Source organism: Luteibacter sp. CQ10 (assembly GCF_040900725.1).
Taxonomy (GTDB): Bacteria; Pseudomonadota; Gammaproteobacteria; order Xanthomonadales; family Rhodanobacteraceae; genus Luteibacter.
In genome coordinates, this window is the sequence record NZ_JAEUYM010000001.1 from 1,767,022 (window position 1) to 1,784,961 (window position 17,940).

General features: G+C 66.8%; 20 protein-coding genes. 8 read left to right on the top strand and 12 right to left on the bottom strand.

Annotation, left to right across the window (positions count from 1 at the left end; translation table 11 throughout):
• Window positions 1-58 precede the first annotated feature (58 nt).
• Entirely contained in the window at window positions 59-844 is a 786-nt protein-coding gene (locus JNG39_RS07785) for an enoyl-CoA hydratase-related protein (RefSeq protein ID WP_368310579.1), read from the top strand.
• Between the two features lie 197 nt (window positions 845-1,041).
• A complete protein-coding gene (gene dacB, locus JNG39_RS07790) occupies window positions 1,042-2,382 on the top strand; it encodes a D-alanyl-D-alanine carboxypeptidase/D-alanyl-D-alanine-endopeptidase (protein WP_368310580.1) in 1,341 nt (446 codons plus the stop codon).
• A 290-nt stretch (window positions 2,383-2,672) separates the two neighbouring features.
• Here dacB and JNG39_RS07795 read toward each other — a convergent pair whose 3' ends face one another.
• Window positions 2,673-3,155, bottom strand: a complete 483-nt coding sequence (locus JNG39_RS07795) for a glutathione peroxidase (RefSeq protein WP_368310581.1) — start codon at window positions 3,153-3,155, stop codon at window positions 2,673-2,675.
• Between the two features lie 108 nt (window positions 3,156-3,263).
• On the opposite strand from JNG39_RS07795, the gene JNG39_RS07800 reads away from it, so the two are divergent.
• The 3 genes from JNG39_RS07800 to JNG39_RS07810 all read left to right on the top strand — a co-directional run bounded on the left by JNG39_RS07800 (window position 3,264) and on the right by JNG39_RS07810 (window position 5,834).
• Window positions 3,264-4,268, top strand: coding sequence for a methionine ABC transporter ATP-binding protein (locus JNG39_RS07800; protein ID WP_368310582.1), 1,005 nt, complete (start codon window positions 3,264-3,266; stop codon window positions 4,266-4,268).
• Window positions 4,265-4,939 (top strand): methionine ABC transporter permease, encoded by a 675-nt coding sequence (locus JNG39_RS07805; RefSeq protein ID WP_368310583.1) that lies wholly within the window; start codon window positions 4,265-4,267, stop codon window positions 4,937-4,939. The genes JNG39_RS07800 and JNG39_RS07805 overlap by 4 nt, the downstream gene beginning before the upstream one ends.
• Before the next feature lie 82 nt (window positions 4,940-5,021).
• Entirely contained in the window at window positions 5,022-5,834 is an 813-nt protein-coding gene (locus JNG39_RS07810) for a MetQ/NlpA family ABC transporter substrate-binding protein (RefSeq protein WP_368310584.1), read from the top strand.
• Window positions 5,835-5,939: 105 nt separating this feature from the next.
• Here the strand turns inward: JNG39_RS07810 and pncB are convergent, their stop codons facing one another.
• Together pncB and JNG39_RS07820 are read right to left on the bottom strand one after the other, a co-directional pair.
• Entirely contained in the window at window positions 5,940-7,118 is a 1,179-nt protein-coding gene (pncB, locus tag JNG39_RS07815; protein WP_368310585.1) for a nicotinate phosphoribosyltransferase, read from the bottom strand.
• The gene (locus JNG39_RS07820; protein ID WP_368310586.1) at window positions 7,115-7,498 is read right to left on the bottom strand and encodes a thioredoxin family protein; all 384 of its coding nucleotides are present in this window, start codon (window positions 7,496-7,498) and stop codon (window positions 7,115-7,117) included. The genes pncB and JNG39_RS07820 overlap by 4 nt, the downstream gene beginning before the upstream one ends.
• A gap of 100 nt (window positions 7,499-7,598) precedes the next feature.
• Between JNG39_RS07820 and JNG39_RS07825 the strand changes: the two genes are divergently transcribed.
• Window positions 7,599-8,408: a c-type cytochrome gene (locus tag JNG39_RS07825; protein WP_368310587.1), complete on the top strand. Its 810-nt coding sequence runs from the start codon at window positions 7,599-7,601 to the stop codon at window positions 8,406-8,408.
• 85 nt (window positions 8,409-8,493) lie between these two features.
• Here JNG39_RS07825 and JNG39_RS07830 read toward each other — a convergent pair whose 3' ends face one another.
• The 3 genes from JNG39_RS07830 to JNG39_RS07840 are packed head-to-tail and all read right to left on the bottom strand — an operon-like array spanning window position 8,494 to window position 11,171.
• Entirely contained in the window at window positions 8,494-9,525 is a 1,032-nt protein-coding gene (locus JNG39_RS07830) for an aminopeptidase (RefSeq protein WP_368310588.1), read from the bottom strand.
• A gap of 33 nt (window positions 9,526-9,558) precedes the next feature.
• The gene (locus JNG39_RS07835) at window positions 9,559-10,098 is read right to left on the bottom strand and encodes a cytochrome b (protein WP_368310589.1); all 540 of its coding nucleotides are present in this window, start codon (window positions 10,096-10,098) and stop codon (window positions 9,559-9,561) included.
• The gene (locus JNG39_RS07840) at window positions 10,095-11,171 is read right to left on the bottom strand and encodes a catalase family peroxidase (RefSeq protein WP_368310590.1); all 1,077 of its coding nucleotides are present in this window, start codon (window positions 11,169-11,171) and stop codon (window positions 10,095-10,097) included. Before JNG39_RS07840 ends, JNG39_RS07835 begins: the two co-directional genes overlap by 4 nt.
• Before the next feature lie 138 nt (window positions 11,172-11,309).
• Between JNG39_RS07840 and JNG39_RS07845 the strand changes: the two genes are divergently transcribed.
• Both JNG39_RS07845 and JNG39_RS07850 read left to right on the top strand, forming a co-directional pair.
• Window positions 11,310-11,828, top strand: a complete 519-nt coding sequence (locus JNG39_RS07845; protein WP_368310591.1) for a sigma-70 family RNA polymerase sigma factor — start codon at window positions 11,310-11,312, stop codon at window positions 11,826-11,828.
• Window positions 11,825-12,574 carry an anti-sigma factor gene (locus JNG39_RS07850; RefSeq protein ID WP_368310592.1) on the top strand — a complete coding sequence of 250 codons (750 nt, stop codon included), beginning with the start codon at window positions 11,825-11,827 and terminating at the stop codon, window positions 12,572-12,574. Before JNG39_RS07845 ends, JNG39_RS07850 begins: the two co-directional genes overlap by 4 nt.
• Window positions 12,575-12,624: 50 nt before the next feature.
• Here the strand turns inward: JNG39_RS07850 and lolD are convergent, their stop codons facing one another.
• The 6 genes from lolD to sdhA form a co-directional block, all read right to left on the bottom strand.
• Entirely contained in the window at window positions 12,625-13,314 is a 690-nt protein-coding gene (gene lolD / locus JNG39_RS07855) for a lipoprotein-releasing ABC transporter ATP-binding protein LolD (protein ID WP_368310593.1), read from the bottom strand.
• Window positions 13,307-14,548 (bottom strand): lipoprotein-releasing ABC transporter permease subunit, encoded by a 1,242-nt coding sequence (locus tag JNG39_RS07860; protein WP_368310594.1) that lies wholly within the window; start codon window positions 14,546-14,548, stop codon window positions 13,307-13,309. The genes lolD and JNG39_RS07860 overlap by 8 nt, the downstream gene beginning before the upstream one ends.
• Window positions 14,549-14,625: 77 nt before the next feature.
• On the bottom strand, window positions 14,626-14,964 hold the full coding sequence (locus JNG39_RS07865; RefSeq protein ID WP_368310595.1) for a hypothetical protein: 339 nt from the start codon (window positions 14,962-14,964) through the stop codon (window positions 14,626-14,628).
• A gap of 58 nt (window positions 14,965-15,022) precedes the next feature.
• Window positions 15,023-15,271 (bottom strand): succinate dehydrogenase assembly factor 2, encoded by a 249-nt coding sequence (locus JNG39_RS07870; RefSeq protein WP_368310596.1) that lies wholly within the window; start codon window positions 15,269-15,271, stop codon window positions 15,023-15,025.
• A gap of 79 nt (window positions 15,272-15,350) precedes the next feature.
• A complete protein-coding gene (locus tag JNG39_RS07875; RefSeq protein ID WP_368310597.1) occupies window positions 15,351-16,133 on the bottom strand; it encodes a succinate dehydrogenase iron-sulfur subunit in 783 nt (260 codons plus the stop codon).
• A gap of 21 nt (window positions 16,134-16,154) precedes the next feature.
• Complete coding sequence (gene sdhA, locus JNG39_RS07880) at window positions 16,155-17,939, bottom strand: succinate dehydrogenase flavoprotein subunit (protein WP_368310598.1); 1,785 nt, start codon at window positions 17,937-17,939, stop codon at window positions 16,155-16,157.
• Window position 17,940 lies beyond the last annotated feature (1 nt).

Genomic DNA, 17,940 nt, shown 5'->3' on the forward strand with positions numbered 1-17,940 from the left:
CGACGGACGGCATCCACCGTTTATGATCGTGAACTTTGGTTTTCCGGAGTCTTTCCGCATGTCCGCCGTCGAAATCAGCCGCTCGGGTGCCGTCGCCCGCCTCACGATGAACCGCCCCGAGGTGCACAACGCGTTCGACGACGCGCTGATCGCCGATCTCACCGCCGCCATCGACGAACTGGATCGTGACGACGCGGTGCGTGCCGTGGTGCTCACCGGCGCCGGGGCCAGCTTCTCCGCCGGCGCCGACCTTCATTGGATGCGCGGCATGGCGAATGCCGGTGAGTCGGAGAATCGCGAGGATTCGTTGCGTCTTGCCCGGCTGATGCGCCGCCTGCAATTTCTTTCGAAACCGACGGTGGCGCGCGTGAAAGGCGCCGCCTTCGGCGGCGGCGTGGGCCTGGTGGCCTGCTGCGACATCGCCGTGGCCGCCGAGGGCGCCAAGTTCGCGCTATCGGAGGTGAAGCTCGGGCTCGTACCCGCGGTGATCTCGCCCTACGTCATCGCCGCCATCGGCCTGCGCCAGGCGCGGCGGTTGTTCGTCACGGGCGAGGTGTTCACCGCGCCCGCCGCGCAGTCGATGGGGTTGGTGCACGAGGTGGTGCCGGCCGATGGGCTGGATGCCGCGGTGGACGACGTGCTCGACCTGCTGGGCAAGGGCGGCCCCCTCGCGCAGGGCGAAGCGAAAAAGCTCGCCTTGGGCATGGGCGGCATGACCGAGGCGGCGATGGAAACGGTGGATGCCGAAAATGCCGCGTTAATCGCGCGGCTTCGGGTATCCGCCGAGGGCCAGGATGGCCTTTCGGCCTTCCTTTCGAAAATCCAACCCTCGTGGCTGGCTTGATTCCCGTCGCTCCGCCCTTCGGTATCAACGTGTCCGGACGTCTTGCTATCGAGGATTCAGGAGTGCCCGGGATCCTTCCCGCCAAAGCGCTGGAAGTCTTCGGAAGGGGTGCTACCGGAGGGGTGGGAGCGGACCGTGTCCGCGAATCCCGCGGAGCGCGCCGACGACGTCGGCTCCGAGGGTTGCTGCTGGGATGGTTGGCGTTCGCCCTCCCTGCGCACGCCGACACCCTCGCCCAGCGCATCGACGCCCACCTCGCCCAACCGCGCTTCGCATCCGCCTCCTGGGGCATCGCCGTGGTCTCCCTCGACGACGGCCACGTCGTCTACGAGCACGATGCCGGTCGCCTGCTCCTGCCCGCGTCCACCGCCAAGCTCTACACCGCCGCATTCGCGCTCGACCGGCTGGGGGCCGGCTACCGTACGCACACCGACGTCATCGCCGCGGGCGAGGTGAAACGCGGGCGCCTGCGCGGCCCGCTGGTGCTCCGTGGCCGCGGCGACGCCACGCTTTCCGGCACCGCATGGGCCGACACGCTCGCCAGCCAGGTCAAGGCACGCGGCATCCACCGCATCGACGGCGGCATCGTCGGCGACGACACGGCGTTCGCCGGGCCACCGCAGGGCAACGGCTGGGAGGTGGACGATCTTTCCCACGCCTACGGTGCCGCCACCGGTGCGCTCGTCGTCGACGAAAACACGATGACGATCGACATCGGAACGTCGGGCGTCGAACTGTCACCGGAAGACGCGGCCATCTCGGTAGCGCCCCAGGCGGCCGCCACGGCGGAGCTTTACCGCGAGCCGGGCAGCGCCACGGTTCACCTGCTGGGTAACGTCACCGGTCGCCAGCGCCTGTCGCTACCCGACCCCGCGCTCACCGCCGCGCGCCGCCTGCAGTCCGCGCTGGAACGCGACGGCATTCGCGTGAACGGCGAAGCCCGCAGCGTGCACTGGCCGGTACCCGCGCCGACGGGCGAGACGATCGCCTCCCTCCCCTCGCCGACGCTCGCCGAGATACTGCGTTCCGGCCTGAAGCGTTCGCAGAATCTCTACCTGCAGAGCGTCTTCCTGCTTACCGGGCTGGCGGCGGAAGGCGGCGAATCGCATACGGAAGACCGCGCGGCCGCCGCGCTCGCCGACTGGCTGGCCACCAAGGGCATCGGTCCGTCGTCGGCCACCCTCGTCGAAGGCACGGGGCTTTCGCGGCACGACCTCACCACGGCCGCCGCGCTGACGCACCTGCTCGTGGGGATGGACGGCGTTGCCGGCTGGCGCGATCTCCTGCCGGTGGCCGGGGTGGACGGCACGCTCGCCCGTCGCATGCGCGGCACGGCTGCCGCCGGGAACGTGCAGGCGAAGACCGGCAGCATGAGTTTCGTCAATGCGTTGGCGGGCTACGTCACCACGCGCTCGGGGCAACGGTTGGCCTTCGCGATCGTGTTGAACAACTATCGGGCGCCGTCGAGCGCGGCACCGGTGTCGGCGGAGGTGGATGCCATCGCCGTGATGCTGGCCGAGGCTAACTCGATTCTCTGACGCTCCGTAGCATTCGCCGATACGATCGGCTCCCACCCCTTCGGTAGGTGAGCCTGTTACCGAAGGGTGGGAGCGGACCGTGTCCGCGAAGCTCCCGAAGCATGCCTTCAGCCGGGAAGCCCGCTACCTAAGGGGTAGCATTCGCCGATGCGATCGGCTCCCACCCCTTCGGTAGGTGAGCCTGCTACCGGTGGGTGGGAGCGGACCGTGTCCGCGAAGCTCGCAAGGCATGCCCCCGGCCAGGAAGCCCGCTACCGAAGGGGTGGGAGCCGATCGTATCGGCGAAGCTCTCAGCCGAGCACTTTCGGAAGATCCTTGCCGATCTTCTCCGGCGTATCCGTCGGCGCGTAACGTTCCACCACCTCGCCGCGACGGTCGATCAGGAACTTGGTGAAGTTCCACTTGATCCCCTCGGTGCCGAGCAGGCCTTTCTTGCTCGACTTCAGCCAGCGATAGAGCGGATGCGCGCGGTCGCCGTTCACGTCGATCTTGGCGAACATCGGGAAGCTGACGTCATAGGTGGTCGAACAGAAATTCCGGATCTCGGCCTCGTCGCCCGGCTCCTGGTGGCCGAACTGGTCGCAGGGAAACCCCAGCACCTCGAAACCCTGGGCCCCGTACGTCCGCTGGAGGTCTTCCAGGCCCTTGTACTGGGGCGTGAAACCGCACTTGGATGCCACGTTCACCACCAGCAGCACCTTGTCGCGGAATTCGGCGAGCGAGCGCTCGTTGCCGTCGATGTCGCGGGCGGAGAAGTCGTAGATGCTGGTCACGGGCAGCCTCGTGCGTGGCGGGAGTGCGCGCAGTCTACGCCGGACTCGCCCGTGCGTGCGTCCGCTTCGGATACCATGGATGCCTTTTCCGGCCGGAAGACGCCCTCCGTGATCCGCTTCGCCGCAGCCTCCAAGTCCTATCGCGTCAACGGCTCGGCCGTGCCCGCCCTGCATCCGGTCGACCTCGAGATCGCGCGTGGCGAGGTGTTCGGCATCATCGGCCATTCGGGGGCGGGCAAATCGACCCTGCTGCGGCTGATCAACCTGCTTGAACGCCCCACCTCCGGCCAGGTGCTGATCGACGGACGCGACGTCACGCACGCCCAGGGCGCGGAGCTACGCCGCCTGCGCGCGGGCATCGGCATGATCTTCCAGCACTTCAACCTGCTCGCTTCACGCACGGTGGCCGACAACGTGGCCTTCCCGCTGCGCCTACACGGCGACATGGATGAGGCCGCCATCGGTGCGCGCGTGAGCGAACTGCTCGCCCTCGTCGGCCTGTCCGATCACGCGCGCAAGTATCCGGCCCAGCTCTCGGGCGGCCAGAAGCAGCGTGTCGGCATCGCGCGCGCCCTGGCCAGCAAGCCGTCGATCCTCCTCTGCGACGAAGCCACCAGCGCGCTCGACCCGCAGACGACCGCGTCGGTGCTGGAACTGCTGGCCGACATCAATCGCCGGCTGGGCCTCACCATCGTGCTGATCACCCATGAGATGGACGTGATCCGCCGCGTCTGCGATCGCGTGGCGGTACTCGACGCCGGCAAGGTCGTGGAACTGGGCGCCGTCACCGACGTCTTCCTGCATCCGCGCCACCCCACCACGCGACGCTTCGTCGCCGAGGCCGATCATCGCGAAGGCAAGGGCCCCGACTACCCCGGCGTGCCCGGCCGCCTGTTCCGCCTGTCCTTCCGCGGCGACGCCACCTATTCGCCGCTGCTTTCGCGGGTGGTGCGCGACACCGGCGTGGAATACAACCTGCTGTCCGGCCGCGTCGACCGCATCAAGGACACCCCCTACGGCCAGCTCACCCTGGCCATGCAGGGCGAGCGCCTCGACGACGCGCTCGTCCAGATACGCGCCGCCGGCGTCGATGTCGAGGAAATGGCCCGATGAGCTTCATGCAGACCCTGTTTCCCAATATCGACTGGGCCGAGATCGCCCAGGCCTGCCTCGACACCCTCGTGATGCTCGGCGGCTCGCTGGCGTTCACGCTGGTGCTCGGGCTGCCGCTGGGCGTGTGGCTGTTCCTCACCGCCCGCGGCCAGCAACACGCCCGGCCGGGACTCTACGGCGTGCTGTCGGTGGTGGTGAACGTGCTTCGTTCCATCCCCTTCATCATCCTGATGATCCTGCTGATTCCGCTCACCAAGGCCATCACGGGCGTGAGCATCGGCATCCGCGGCGCCATCGTGCCCCTGGTGATCGGTGCCGCCCCGTTCTTCGCGCGACTGGTGGAAAGCGCCCTGCGCGAGGTCGACCGTGGCGTCATCGAGGCCAGCCAGGCCATGGGCGCCACCACCTGGCAGATCGTCTCGCGGGTGTTGCTGCCCGAGGCCCGGCCCGGCCTGATCGCGGCCACCACCGTCACCACCGTCGCCCTCGTGGGCTATACCGCCATGGGCGGCATCGTCGGCGCGGGCGGCCTGGGCGCCCTCGCCTACCAGTACGGTTACAACGGCTACAAGTCGGACTACATGCTGGTCACCGTGGTACTGCTGGTCGTACTCGTACAGGTGCTGCAGATGCTCGGCGACCGCCTGGTGGCCCGTTACAGCCGACGCTGAACGCCGCCTCCCGGGACTTTTGCATCCGGACGTATGGACGTCTATGCTGACGCACCGCAGCATACGATCGGACGCGCCCGCCATGAAGAACTACCTCCTGCCCCTCGCCGCCGCCCTCGCCCTGCTCGTGGCCGGCTGTTCGAACGGCGGGGACGGCAGCAAGGCCGACGGCGGCATGGCCACCCTCACCGTGGCCGCCACGCCCGTGCCGCACGCCGAGATCCTGAAGGAGATCAAGCCGCTGCTGGCGAAGGAAGGCGTGGATCTCCAGATCAAGGTGTTCACCGATTACGTGCAGCCCAACCTGCAGGTGGCGCAGAAGCAGATCGACGCCAACTTCTTCGAATCCGACCCCTACCTCGCCGCCTTCAACAAGGAGCGCGGCACCGACCTGGTGAAGGTGATCGGCGTGCACATCGAGCCGTTCGGCGCCTATTCGCGCAAGTACACCGCCATCGACCAGTTGCCCGACGGCGCGAACGTGGTGATCCCCAACGACCCCAGCAACAATAGCCGCGCGCTGCTGCTGCTCGCCCAGCATCACCTGATCGAGCTGAAGAATCCGAACGATCGCCTCGCCACGCTGAAGGACATCGCGGCCAATCCCAAGAACCTGAAATTCCGCGAGCTGGAAGCCGCGATGTTGCCGCGTGTACTCGACGAAGTGGACCTCGCCCTCATCAACACCAACTACGCCCTGGCGGCCAAGCTCAACCCGATCAAGGACGCCCTGCTGATCGAGGACAAGGAGTCGCCGTACGTGAATTCGCTGGTGGCGCGTCCGGACGACAAGGACGACCCGCGCGTGCAGAAGCTGGCGAAGGCCCTCACCTCGCCGGAGGTGAAGGCGTTCATCGAGAAGACGTATGGCGGCGCGGTGATTCCGGCGTTCTGATACCCCCATTGGCCGATACGATCGGCTCCCACCCCTTCGGTAGCGAGCTTTCTACCAAAGGGGTGGGAGCCGATCGTATCGGCGATTCCAGGTTACCGCGGGCTTTCAGGCCACCGCAGGCAAATCGAACACCCTTCTCAAGTACGCCACATACTCGCGATCGTCGCACATGCTCTTCCCCGGCGAATCCGACAGCTTCGCCACCGGCTGGCCGTTGCAGCGGGTCATCTTGATCACGATGTTGAGCGGCGACGGCCCCACGTCGTTGGTGAGGTTGGTGCCCACGCCGAACGAGAGAACGCAGCGTCCCTCGAAATGCTTGTACAACTCCATCACCCTCGGGATGGTGAGCCCGTCGCTGAACACCAGGATCTTCGTGCGCGGGTCGACGCGATTGGCTTCGTAATGCTTCAGCATGCGATCGCCCCAGTCGAACGGATCGCCCGAGTCGTGGCGCGCACCGTCGAAGAGCTTGCAGAAATACATGTCGAAGTCGCGCAGGAAGGCGTCCATGCCGTAGACGTCGGATAGCGCGATACCCAGGTCGCCGCGGTATTCGCGGGCCCAGGCCTCGAGCGCGGCGGTCTGCGAATCGCGCAGGCGCGGCCCGAGCGACTGGAAGGCCTGCAAGTATTCGTGGGCCATGCTCCCGATGGGGACGAGGCCCTGGCGCATCGCGAACCAGACGTTGCTCGTGCCGGCCAGCTGCGAACCCCAGCCGGCCTTCATGATGCCGAGGGCCTCCTCGTGCCAGGCACGCGAGAATCGCCGACGCGTGCCGTAATCGGCCACGCGGACCTTGTCGTAACCCGGCGTGTCGCGCAGGAGTTCGATCTTCGCCCGGAGCCTCACCCTGCCCTCGTCGAGGTCGACATCCGGATACGTGCTGGCGAAGTACAGTTCGTTGACGATGGCCAGCAACGGCACCTCGAACAGGATCGTGTGCAGCCAGGGGCCGGCGATGACCAGTTCGATCTCGCCCGGCGCGTCGGCGGGCTTCACCGTGACGTACTTGGCGTTGAGCTGGAACAAACCCAGGAAGTCGACGAAATCGCTGTCGATGAAACGCAGGCCGCGCAGGTAGTCCAGTTCGCTTTGCGTGAAGCGCAGCGAACACAGCGCATCGATCTCCTCGCGGATGCGGCCGATGAGCGGCACGAGGTTCACGCCCGGCGTGCGGCAGCGGAAACGGTATTCCACGTGCGCGGCGGGATATTGATGCAGCACCACCTGCATCATCGTGAACTTGTAGAGATCGGTGTCGAGCAGCGAGCTGACGATCATGCGTGGGCTCCGGTCAGTGCCGCCTGCTTGTCCACCGCCTCGAGGAATCGGTCGGTGCCGGGCCATGACGTGATGCGGCCCAGCTTGCGGCCGCGATGGAAAAGGAAGAACGCGGGAATGCCGTGCAGGCCGAAGCGGGTGGCCATGGCCGGATCGTCGTAGACGTTGTCGTGCAGCCAACGCACGTCGTCGCGCCGGAAGCGCTCGGCGCTCAGCAGGATCTGCCGCTTGGCGATATCGCAATTGGGACAGTCGCGTCCCCAGAGGAACAGGATGACGAGGCGATCGTCATCGGCCGCGAGATCGGCGTCGAGCCCGGCGCAGTCGATGCGGGTCATCGGGAAGCGCTCGAAGAACTCGGGAACGGAAGTGTCGGCCATGCGGGAATCCGTGATCGGGTCGAACTGCCCACGTGAGGGCGGCAAGGCCATAATTCGAGGGTAACGCGACATTCCGTCGCCCGCCAGGAAGAGGTCATCCGTGCGTTCGGTCATTGCCCTGCTGCTGTCGCTGTGTTTCGCCGGTCTGGCGCACGCGGCCACCCTCACGATCGATACGGGGCACGGCGCCCGCCCGTGGACGACGGCCCAGTTACTCGCCCGCCCCGATGCGCGGGACATCCGCGTGCCCGGCGACGTGTCCTATCACGCGGAACGAACCTATCGGGCCGTACCGATGAAGGCCCTGCTGGACGGCGTGCCTCCCGATGCGCATCTGCAGTTCACGGCGCTGGATGGCTTCGCCGCCGAGATCCCGGCCGCCCTCATCCTCGATGGGCAAGGCGCGCAAGCCTGGCTCGCCGTGGAACCCGACGGTGCGCGGTGGCCGCCGCTGGGCGACGGCAAGCCGAGCGCGGGGCCGTTCTACTTGGTCTGGTTGAATCCGTCCAAGGGGCATGTCGGACCCGAGCAATGGCCTTACCAAGTGGCGTCGGTGAAGGTGTTGCAGGATCCGGCCCAACGTTTTCCCGCCATGCGTCCCGACGCGACCCTGCCGCCGGGGGCCGCGCCCGTGCGTGGCTTCGCGGTCTTCCAGCGCAACTGCATCACATGCCACACGCTCAACGGCCAGGGCGACGCGAAACTGGGACCGGACCTGAACATTCCGCACAATCCCACGGAATACCTCCGCGAGGACATGCTCCGCACGCTGGTGCGCAATCCGCAGAACCTGCGCCGTTGGCCGCAGGCGAAGATGCCGGGATTCGATGCGAAGGTACTGTCGGATCGGGACCTGGACGATCTGGTGGCGTACCTGAAGCACATGGCCGGCCGCAAGATCACGCCGTGAGGCATGCCCTTCGCCGATACGATCGGCTCCCACCCTTCGGTAGGAAGGCTGCTACCGAAGGGTGGGAGCCGATCGTATCGGCGAATCAATCGTGCTTCAGTCGCTCGAGTTCACGTGTCCGATCAGTCGGCGACAACGCCGCCAAGCGCGCCACCGCCGCATAGAACGAAGGCCACTCACGCCCCACCCCGTCGAACAACGCCGCGAACGACGGCACCCACGTATCGTAGAGACCGAACGGCAACAACCGCGCGTTGTTCAACGGCTGCGCCATCCATCGGTCGTACCGGCGATCGCCGCCTGCCTCGCCGTCGCGCCATGCCAGGTACCGTCCGCGAAAGTCCTCGAACTCCTCGGCCTTGGCGACCCGCTTCGCGTCGTCGCCCCAGGGCTGCGCGTAGATCGCCTTCAGCCTGTCGCGCAGGGCCAGGACCTGCGCGGTGAAGCCGTGCTCCAGTCGATCGCCTTTCTCGTCCGGCGCCGCCAGGCCGCGCGACCGCCGCCACTGCCGCACGCCTTCGTTCTCCACGAAGGTGGCGTACGACTCGTTGAACGACGAATCGTTCTTCACGTAGATCTTCTGATGCGCCAGCTCGTGGAAGATCGTGCCGACCAGGGTGTCGTCGTCCCAGCGCAGCATGCTGCTGAGCACGGGGTCGGCGAACCATCCCAGCGTGGAATAGGCCGGCACCTCACCGATCGACACGTCATGACCCAGCGCCCGCTCCCGCTCGGCCTCGCGCCGGGCGAGGTCTTCGCGGAAATACCCGCGATAGGCCACGCATCCGGCGATCGGAAAACAGTGCTGCACCGCCGCCACCGACAGTTCGGGCGTCGCGAAGACGTTCCAGGCCACCCATGGTCGGTCCAGCTGCACGTAGTAGGTGTAGCTGCGGTTCCCGGGCAGGCCCAGCGCGCTCGAAGCGAAGCGGCGCGCCTCGGCGGCGAGCGCGAGGCGGCGTCGCGTGGCGTCGGGTGTCTTCGGATCGTCCACCACCGCCTCGATGGAACGACGATGCACGATCAACGACGCCTGGCCATGCGCGACATGCGCGTAATAACCGAGCGAACGGTATCCGGCCAGCAGGACGACTAGGGCGATCAGGGGGATGCGCATGCCCGCATTGTGCCGGGCATGCGCGCCTGCTCGCTAGCGCCGACGGCCGCCGGTCATGCTGCGCAGCACGCCGTCCTGGCGGATGAGGCCGTGCATCAGCGCCGCGCCCATGTGGGCCAGGAAGGTCAGGAAGAACAGCCAGGCGAGGTAACGGTGCGACTCGCGCAACCACGCGAACAGCGCCGGATCGGCCGGCAGGATCGACGGCAGGCGCACGCCGCCACCGAGTACCACCGGATAACCGCCCGCCGAAAGCATGCCCCAGCCGATCAGGGGCATGGCCAGCATCAGCGCGTAGAGCATCCAGTGCGAGGCATGCGCGGCCAGCTTCTGCCACGCCGGCAGATCGGCCGGCAACGGCGGTGCGCGGTGGGTGAGACGAAAGCCGAGGCGTATTAGGGCCAGCACGAAGACGGCCATGCCCAGCGGCTTGTGGAGGTTGACCAGCCACGTGTGTTTCTCGGACAGCGTACTGACCATCCCCGCGCCGATGAACAGCATCGCGAGGATCATGATGGCCATCAACCAATGCAGCACGCGGGCGAACGGGTGAAACATCGTCTGGCCGTTCATCGGGAAGCCTCCTTCTTAGATGCCGTTCCCGGCAGATGGCCCTCTTCGGAGGTCCGCCTCAGGTAGGAGTCCGCATAGGCGGCCGACCGGGCGGCGAGTAGCGGATCGTTCGACACCTCGATGCCACGCGGCAGCACGGTCGGGTCGTAGTTCACGTCGCGGCAGGCACCGCTGTCCTGCGGCGTCACGCTGGCGACCACCACCGTGCCGGCATCGACCTCCTTGCGGCCGTCGGGCCAGACGCTGGCGGCGTCGTCCACCGGATCGCCGTCCGCCGCGAAGGTCATGATCATGTGCCAGCGCAGCGGGCCGGACGCGAGCCGGTTGCCGAGATCGGCATCGAGGTAATTCTTCTCCCCCTCAGCCGGTGCGGTGCCGGGAGAGGCGGCATCGGGCACGACTTTCCAGCGCACCGCCCGCCGCTCGCCTTGCGCGTCGCGCAGGTAGAAGGCGTTGATGCTGTTATAGGTTTCGGTGGCGAAGCTCGGCGAAGGCTTGGCGGTCTTTACCCAGGCGAGGAAGGCGGTGGTCTCCGGATGCGAGGCGAAGAACGCCTTCATGCGCTCCGGATCGGGCTTGCCCGTGGCCGGGTCGGGCCGACTCGCCACCTGCTGTTCGTAGAACGCTTCGGGCGTGGAAACCGGAAAGACCGGCATCGCGTTCATGCCCGTGCGCCACTGTTCGCCGTCGGCGAGGTCGAAGCGCAGGGCGAAGCTCCGGATCGGCACCGAGCTGTCGGGCGCGTACGGGTTGCCGCCGGGGATGGCGAAGCGGCCGACGAACGGCGTACGGCCCGGGCCGAACAGGGGCGACGACGAATACGGCGCGAGGGCGCCGTTGGACTCGAAATAACCGGCCACGCAAATACCCTTGGCGTGGTTGCGCCGGTAACCCGGATGGGCACCGCCGCTATTGGCCTGGAGGGTATCGATCATCTTCGCGGGGCTCAGCCGGCCCGGGGCCAGCCAGCCGCCGACGTAGCCAAAAGCGGCCGCCGAGCCCGCCACGGCGGCGAGGATCAAGGCCCAGCGCCCGATCGGGTTTGGTGGCCGCTTCGAGGGAGTGTCGCGCATGGTGGTATGTCTCCGTCCTCGGGATCGAGGTTTACAGGGTGGGACGCACGTCCACGACTTTTATTCCCTCGCGGAGGAATAATCAGCCTCGCCAATCGTCGTACGTCCGTGCGACACGCTCAGGCATGAGGCCAGGCCATGACCGACCCACACATCGACGAAGCCCTGCGCGCCCTGCTTCCGCGATTGCGGCGCTTTGCCCTTTGGCTGGCCCGCGACCCGAATGCCGCGGACGATCTCGTGCAATCGACGGTGGAACGGGCCCTCTCCCGATGGTCGACGCGCCGCGAGGCTGAAAGCCTGCGTGCCTGGCTGTTCGCGATCTTGTACCGGATTTACCTCGACGGCAAACGCCGGGCCGGTTTCTACGCCCGCATCCTCGGCTCCCTGGCCCAGGAGGAAGAACCCACCTGGCCGTCGGCGGAACGCGTGGCCGTGGCCCATTCCACCCTGGCCGCTTTCGCCTCGCTCCCGGTGGAACAGCGCAGCCTGCTGCTGTGGGTGACCGTCGAGGGCATGAGTTACCAGGAAGTGGCCGACGTCCTGCAAGTGCCCATCGGTACCGTCATGTCCCGGCTTTCCCGCGCGCGCCGCGCCCTCCGCCAGTTGGGTGAAGGGCACGTTCCCGAATCCCCTGCCCTCCGGCTCCTGAAATGACCCAGACCCCACCCAACGAGCACGACATCCACGCCTACGTCGACGGCCATCTCGATGGGCCGGCCCGTGGCGAGGTCGAACGCTACCTGGCGCGACATCCGGAACGGGAGGCAGAGGTGCTGGCGTGGCGACAGGATGCCCAGCAGTTGCGAGCCCTGCTCGCCGGCGACATGGCGCCCTCGGCCACCCTCGACCCCGCCCTGGTGCGCGCGCGGAAACGACACAGGCGCGTCGCGCGCCTGGCCATGGCCGCCGCGCTCGTCCTGTGCCTGGCCGTGGGTGGCGTGGCGGGCTGGGCGGCCCGCGGCATGGGCGCCGGCGACAGCCAGCCCATGGCCGATGCCATGGAGGCCTATCGCTTGCTTGCCGTGGATCATGGCCTGGGCATGGACATCACGACCGGCAACGAGGGCGACCTGCGCTCGTGGGTGGCCGGTCGCGTGGACCCCGACGTTCACCTTCCCGATCTGGCCGACGCCGGTTTCCGTCCGATGGGCGGACGGCTTTTCGCCACCAGCCAGGGCCCGGCGGCCATGCTGCTCTACGACGACGGCAACGGGCATACGGTGAGCTTCTACGTGCGGCCGCCCGGTCCGGTGCGTCACATGTTGCCGCGTGGACAGCGCGAGCAGGATGGCCTGCTCGCCGATTACTGGTCGCGCGATGGGCATAACTATGCGGTGGTGGCGCTGGCCAACGCGGCGGGCCGCCTGGCGGCGCAGCGTGTGGTGGGACGCTCGATCTAGACCACGCTTCCCAAGCGGGCGTCGCACCGGCCTGCGCCGGTGCGACGAGCCTACCGCTCGTGCAACTCACCGTTATGCAGTTCGAGCGTCCGGTCCATCCGCCCCGCCAATCGCGAATCGTGCGTGACCAGCACGAAACTCGTGCCGATTTCGCGGTTGAGCTCGAGCATCAGTTCGTAGACGTGGGCCGCATTGGCCTCGTCGAGGTTACCGGTCGGCTCGTCGCCCAGCACGCAGGCCGGTCGTGTCACCAGGGCACGCGCCACCGCGCAACGCTGACGCTCACCGCCGGACATCTCCGCCGGGCGATGGCGCAGGCGCGACCCCAGTCCCACGCGCTCGAGCAGGGCCGTGGCCTCCTTCTGCGCCTGCGAGATCGACACGCCGCGGATCAGCAGCGGCATGCAGACGTTCTCCAGCGCCGTGAATTCCGGCAGCAGGTGGTGGAACTGGTAGATGAAACCGAGCGAACGGTTGCGCTCCCGGCCGCGCTCGGCGTCGGACAGTTCCGACAGCACGCGTCCGTTCACTTCGACCGACCCGGCGCTGAGCGTATCGAGGCCGCCGATGATGTGCAGCAAGGTGGACTTGCCCGAGCCCGATGCTCCCACGATGGACAGCGTCTCGCCCTTGCGCAGGCTGAAGTTCACGTTGGAAAGCACGCCCGTGCGAAGGTCGCCTTCTTCGTAGACCTTGGCGACGCCCGTGGCGCGCAGCACGATGCCGTTGGAATCATTCATAACGAAGCGCCTGGGCGGGCTGCGTGCGCGAGGCACGCCATGCCGGATAGAGCGTGGCGAGCAGGGAGAAGGCGAAAGTGACCAGCACCACCCAGCCCACGTCCGACCAGAGCAACTGGCTCGGCAACTCGCTGATGTAATAGACGTCGGGCGACAGGAAAGTCTGCCCGGTGACGTGCTCGATCCACTTCACCAGGGCCGGCAGGTTGTACGAGAGCAAGGCGCCAAGGGCCACGCCGAAACCGATGCCGACGACGCCCACCAGGACACCCTGCACCATGAACATGCCCATGATGCTGCGCGGCGTGGAGCCGAGCGTGCGCAGGATGGCGATATCGGCCTGCTTGTCGGTCACCAGCATCATCAGCATCGAAATCAGGTTGATCACCGCGACGAGGATGATCAGCGACAGGATGATGAACATCACCTTCTTCTCCATGTCGATGGCACGGAAGAAGTTGGCGTGGGTATCCATCCAGGTTTCCACGCGGTACGACTGGCCCAGCTTGTTGACCAGTTCCTGCGCCACCGGAAAGGCCTCGCGCATGTCGTCCAGCTTCAGACGGATGCCCGTGGGGCCGTCGAATCCGTTGAGACGCTCGGCGTCGGGCATCGAAATCAGCGCCAGGTTGGCGTCGTATTCCTGCATGCCCAGTTCGAAAATGCCGCTGACCGTAAAGCTGCGCAGCTTGGGTACCGCGCCCATCGGCGTGGCCGTGAATTGGGGCACCACCACCGTCACCTTGTCGCCCTTCTGCACGCCGAGCGTCAGGGCCAGCTCACGGCCGAGCACGATGTTCCAGCTGCGGTCGGTGAGGTCGGTCATCTTGCCCTCGACCATGTGCTTGTCGAGGTCGGACACGTCAGGCTCCATCGACGGCACCACGCCGCGGATGAGCGCGCCGCTGGAGCGCCGGGCCTGCAGGAAGGCCTGGATTTCCACGTAGGGCGCGGCCCCCTTCACGTGGCCGATGCCTTTCGCCGTGGCAACGGCTTTCTGCCAGTCCTGCACGGTCTCGTCGATGCCGGACACGGTCACGTGCGACACGGCACCGAGGATGCGCGTGCGCAGCTCGGCGTCGAAGCCGTTCATCACCGACATCACCGTGATGAGCGCGGTCACGCTGATCGCGATGCAGACGATCGACACCGTCGAAATGAACGAAATGAACTGGTTGCGTCGCTTGGCCCGCGTGTACCGGAGGCCGACGAAAAGCTCGAGGGGTCTGAACATACCTGTCGGAAAGCCTTGTGAAGGGGGAGCCGCCACGAAAGACGGTCACCGCGCGGCAGAGTGCCCGATGCCGGGGCCTACGGCAAGGTCGCGCCGGAACGGCCGGCGAGCCGGACCCGCAGCACCCGCAGGTCGTCGGGATGGGCGTTGTCTTCGCAAAGGAAGACCGGGCATCGTCCGTTTTCCCAACGCAGCCTCAGCAGCACCCAGGTACCGACCACGCGAAAGCCGTCGAGTTCGGCCGGAAATGCCTCGCCATGCCGGTCGATCACCAGCCAGACACCATCGGAAGCCCATTCGGCCACCGCCAACGGCCCCCTGACGAGCCGCCCGATCCGAACCAGCCCGTGCGCGGCCAACGCCATCGAGAGGGGCCAACCCGCGTACCAGGGCCAGGCGGAGAACAGCGGCGCCATGGCGCCGGCACCTACGACGAACCTCAGAAGATGGATCAGCGCGACCGGCGGCCGGGTTTCAAAGGTGATGCCTCGAGCGGATCTCATCGATGATGACCTGCCAGTCGTCGCGCGGGGCGCGGGCATGGCCCATCACCCAATCCCAAAGATCGGGATCTTGGACGTCGAGCAGCTCATCGAATGCCAGTCGCGCCGATTCGTCGACGTGGGCGAAACGCTCGTCGAGCCACCAGCCGAACAGGCGATCGAGCTCGCGCGTACCGCGGCGGGTACGCCAGCGCAGGCGTTTGAGGCGGGCTTCTTCCATCGAGGTGGGGTTCCGGCTCTTGCTCGGTAGGAGCCGCTTAAGCGGCTCCTGCCGAGCAGGATGAGGCCGGAAGGTCGGATCAACCGCGACGCTGCACGATCAGCTTCTTGATCTCCGCGATCGCCTTGGCCGGGTTCAGTCCCTTCGGGCAGGTGCGGGCGCAGTTCATGATGGTGTGGCAGCGATAGAGCTTGAACGGATCTTCCAGGTCGTCGAGGCGGTTGCCCGTGTCCTCGTCGCGGCTGTCGACGATCCAGCGGTAGGCCTGGAGCAGGATGGCCGGGCCGAGGTAACGATCGCCGTTCCACCAGTAGCTCGGGCACGACGTGGAGCAGCAGGCGCAGAGGATGCACTCGTAGAGACCGTCGAGCTTCTTGCGGTCTTCCGGCGACTGCAGACGCTCCTTGTCGGCCGGCGCCGGGCTCTGCGTGCGCATCCACGGCTTGATCGAGGCGAACTGCGCATAGAAGTGCGTGAGGTCGGGCACCAGGTCCTTCACCACCGGCATGTGCGGCAGCGGGTAGATGTTGACGGACTTGGTGCTGCAGTCCGCGATGGCCTTGGTACAGGCCAGCGTGTTGGTGCCATCGATGTTCATCGCGCACGACCCACAGATGCCCTCACGGCACGAGCGGCGCAGCGTAAGCGTCGAGTCGATCTCGTTCTTGATCTTCAGCAGGGCGTCGAGAACCATCGGACCGCACGTATCGAGGTCGACCTCGTAGGTGTCGGTACGCGGGTTCTGGCCGTCGTCCGGCGTCCAGCGGTAGATCTTGAAGGTGCGCACGTTCTTCGCGCCCTTCGCCGGAAAATGCTTGCCGGCCGTGATCTGGGAATTCTTGGGTAGCGTGAACTCTGCCACGATTGCCTCTCCGGTCCGGTATCAGTAAACGCGCTTCTTCGGCGGCACGACTTCGACGTCGTCCGTCAGGGTGTACATGTGCACCGGACGGAAATCGAAGCTGGACTTGCCCTCGGGATCGATCCACACCAGCGTGTGCTTCTGCCAGTCGTGGTCGTCGCGGTCGGGGAAATCCTCGCGGGCATGCGCGCCACGGCTTTCCGGACGCTGTTCGGCCGAATGCATGGTCGCCACGGCCTGGGCGAGGAGGTTCGACAGTTCGAGGGTTTCGATCAGGTCGGAGTTCCAGACCAGCGAACGGTCGGAGACCTTCACGTCCTTGAACTTCGTGTACACCTCGGAAATCTTCCGCGAGCCGTCCTTCAGCGACTCGCCGGTGCGAAACACCGCCGCGTCGTCCTGCATGGTCTTCTGCATTTCGGCGCGGATCTGCGCGGTCGGCAGGCTGCCGTTCGCGTTGCGCAGGGCGTCGAAGCGGCCCAGCACCTTGTCGAGCGCGTTGGCCGGGAGATCCTTGTGCGGCATACCCGGCTTGACGATCTCGGCGCAGCGGTTGGCCACGGCACGACCGAACACCACCAGGTCGAGCAGCGAGTTCGAACCGAGGCGGTTCGCGCCGTGTACGGACACGCAAGCGGCCTCGCCGATGGCGAACAGGCCCGGCACCACCGAATCCGGATCGTCGTCGCGCTTGGTGACTACTTCGCCGTGATAGTTGGTGGGGATGCCGCCCATGTTGTAGTGAACGGTCGGAAGAACCGGGATCGGCTCCTTCGTGACGTCCACGCCCGCGAAGATGCGCGCCGACTCCGCGATGCCCGGCAGGCGCTCGTGGATCACCTCGGGGCCGAGGTGCATCAGGTTGAGGTGGATGTGGTCCTTGTTCGGGCCCACGCCACGACCTTCGCGGATTTCGATGGTCATCGCGCGGCTTACGACGTCGCGCGAGGCGAGGTCTTTCGCGTTCGGCGCGTAGCGCTCCATGAAGCGCTCGCCCTCGGAGTTGGTGAGGTAACCGCCCTCGCCACGCACACCCTCGGTGATGAGGCAGCCGGCGCCGTAGATGCCTGTGGGGTGGAACTGCACGAACTCCATGTCCTGCAGCGGCAGGCCGGCGCGCAGCACCATGCCGCCACCGTCGCCCGTGCAGGTGTGCGCCGAGGTGGCGCTGAAGTAGGCGCGACCGTAGCCGCCGGTGGCCATCACCACGGCGTGGCCGCGGAACAGGTGCAGGGTGCCTTCGTTCATGTCGAGGGCGAGCACGCCCACGCACTTGCCGTCCTCGAAGACGAGGTCGATGGCGAAGTATTCGATGAAGAAGGTGGCGTCGTGCGCCAGCGCCTGCTGGTAGAGGGTGTGCAGGATCGCATGGCCGGTGCGGTCGGCCGCCGCGCAGGTGCGCTGGGCGGTGCCCTTGCCGTAGTGCGTGGTCATGCCGCCGAACGGGCGCTGGTAGATCTTGCCCTCTTCGGTGCGCGAGAACGGCACGCCGTAGTGCTCGAGTTCGATGATGGCCGGGATGGCCTCGCGGCACATGTACTCGATGGCGTCCTGGTCACCGAGCCAGTCGGAGCCCTTGATCGTGTCGTAGAAGTGGAAGCGCCAGTCGTCTTCGCCCATGTTGCCGAGCGCCGCCGAGATGCCGCCCTGCGCCGCCACGGTATGCGAGCGGGTCGGGAACACCTTGGTGATGCACGCGGCCTTGAGGCCCTTCTCGGCCAGGCCGAAGGTGGCGCGCAGGCCCGCGCCGCCGGCGCCGACCACGATCACGTCGTATTTGTGTTGTTGAACCTTGTAGGCTTCCATG

What these genes read in the sequence shown, in the direction of transcription:
- JNG39_RS07835 (WP_368310589.1), bottom strand. Translation starts at nt 10,098, where the DNA reads ATGAACGGCCAGACGATGTTTCACCCGTTCGCCCGCGTGCTGCATTGG.
- JNG39_RS07820 (WP_368310586.1), bottom strand. Translation starts at nt 7,498, where the DNA reads ATGGCCGACACTTCCGTTCCCGAGTTCTTCGAGCGCTTCCCGATGACC.
- pncB (WP_368310585.1), bottom strand. Translation starts at nt 7,118, where the DNA reads ATGATCGTCAGCTCGCTGCTCGACACCGATCTCTACAAGTTCACGATG.
- JNG39_RS07845 (WP_368310591.1), top strand. Translation starts at nt 11,310, where the DNA reads ATGACCGACCCACACATCGACGAAGCCCTGCGCGCCCTGCTTCCGCGA.
- JNG39_RS07785 (WP_368310579.1), top strand. Translation starts at nt 59, where the DNA reads ATGTCCGCCGTCGAAATCAGCCGCTCGGGTGCCGTCGCCCGCCTCACG.
- JNG39_RS07830 (WP_368310588.1), bottom strand. Translation starts at nt 9,525, where the DNA reads ATGCGCATCCCCCTGATCGCCCTAGTCGTCCTGCTGGCCGGATACCGT.
- JNG39_RS07865 (WP_368310595.1), bottom strand. Translation starts at nt 14,964, where the DNA reads ATGGCGCCGCTGTTCTCCGCCTGGCCCTGGTACGCGGGTTGGCCCCTC.
- JNG39_RS07810 (WP_368310584.1), top strand. Translation starts at nt 5,022, where the DNA reads ATGAAGAACTACCTCCTGCCCCTCGCCGCCGCCCTCGCCCTGCTCGTG.
- JNG39_RS07840 (WP_368310590.1), bottom strand. Translation starts at nt 11,171, where the DNA reads ATGCGCGACACTCCCTCGAAGCGGCCACCAAACCCGATCGGGCGCTGG.
- JNG39_RS07805 (WP_368310583.1), top strand. Translation starts at nt 4,265, where the DNA reads ATGAGCTTCATGCAGACCCTGTTTCCCAATATCGACTGGGCCGAGATC.
- lolD (WP_368310593.1), bottom strand. Translation starts at nt 13,314, where the DNA reads ATGAATGATTCCAACGGCATCGTGCTGCGCGCCACGGGCGTCGCCAAG.
- JNG39_RS07860 (WP_368310594.1), bottom strand. Translation starts at nt 14,548, where the DNA reads ATGTTCAGACCCCTCGAGCTTTTCGTCGGCCTCCGGTACACGCGGGCC.
- sdhA (WP_368310598.1), bottom strand. Translation starts at nt 17,939, where the DNA reads ATGGAAGCCTACAAGGTTCAACAACACAAATACGACGTGATCGTGGTC.
- JNG39_RS07870 (WP_368310596.1), bottom strand. Translation starts at nt 15,271, where the DNA reads ATGGAAGAAGCCCGCCTCAAACGCCTGCGCTGGCGTACCCGCCGCGGT.
- JNG39_RS07850 (WP_368310592.1), top strand. Translation starts at nt 11,825, where the DNA reads ATGACCCAGACCCCACCCAACGAGCACGACATCCACGCCTACGTCGAC.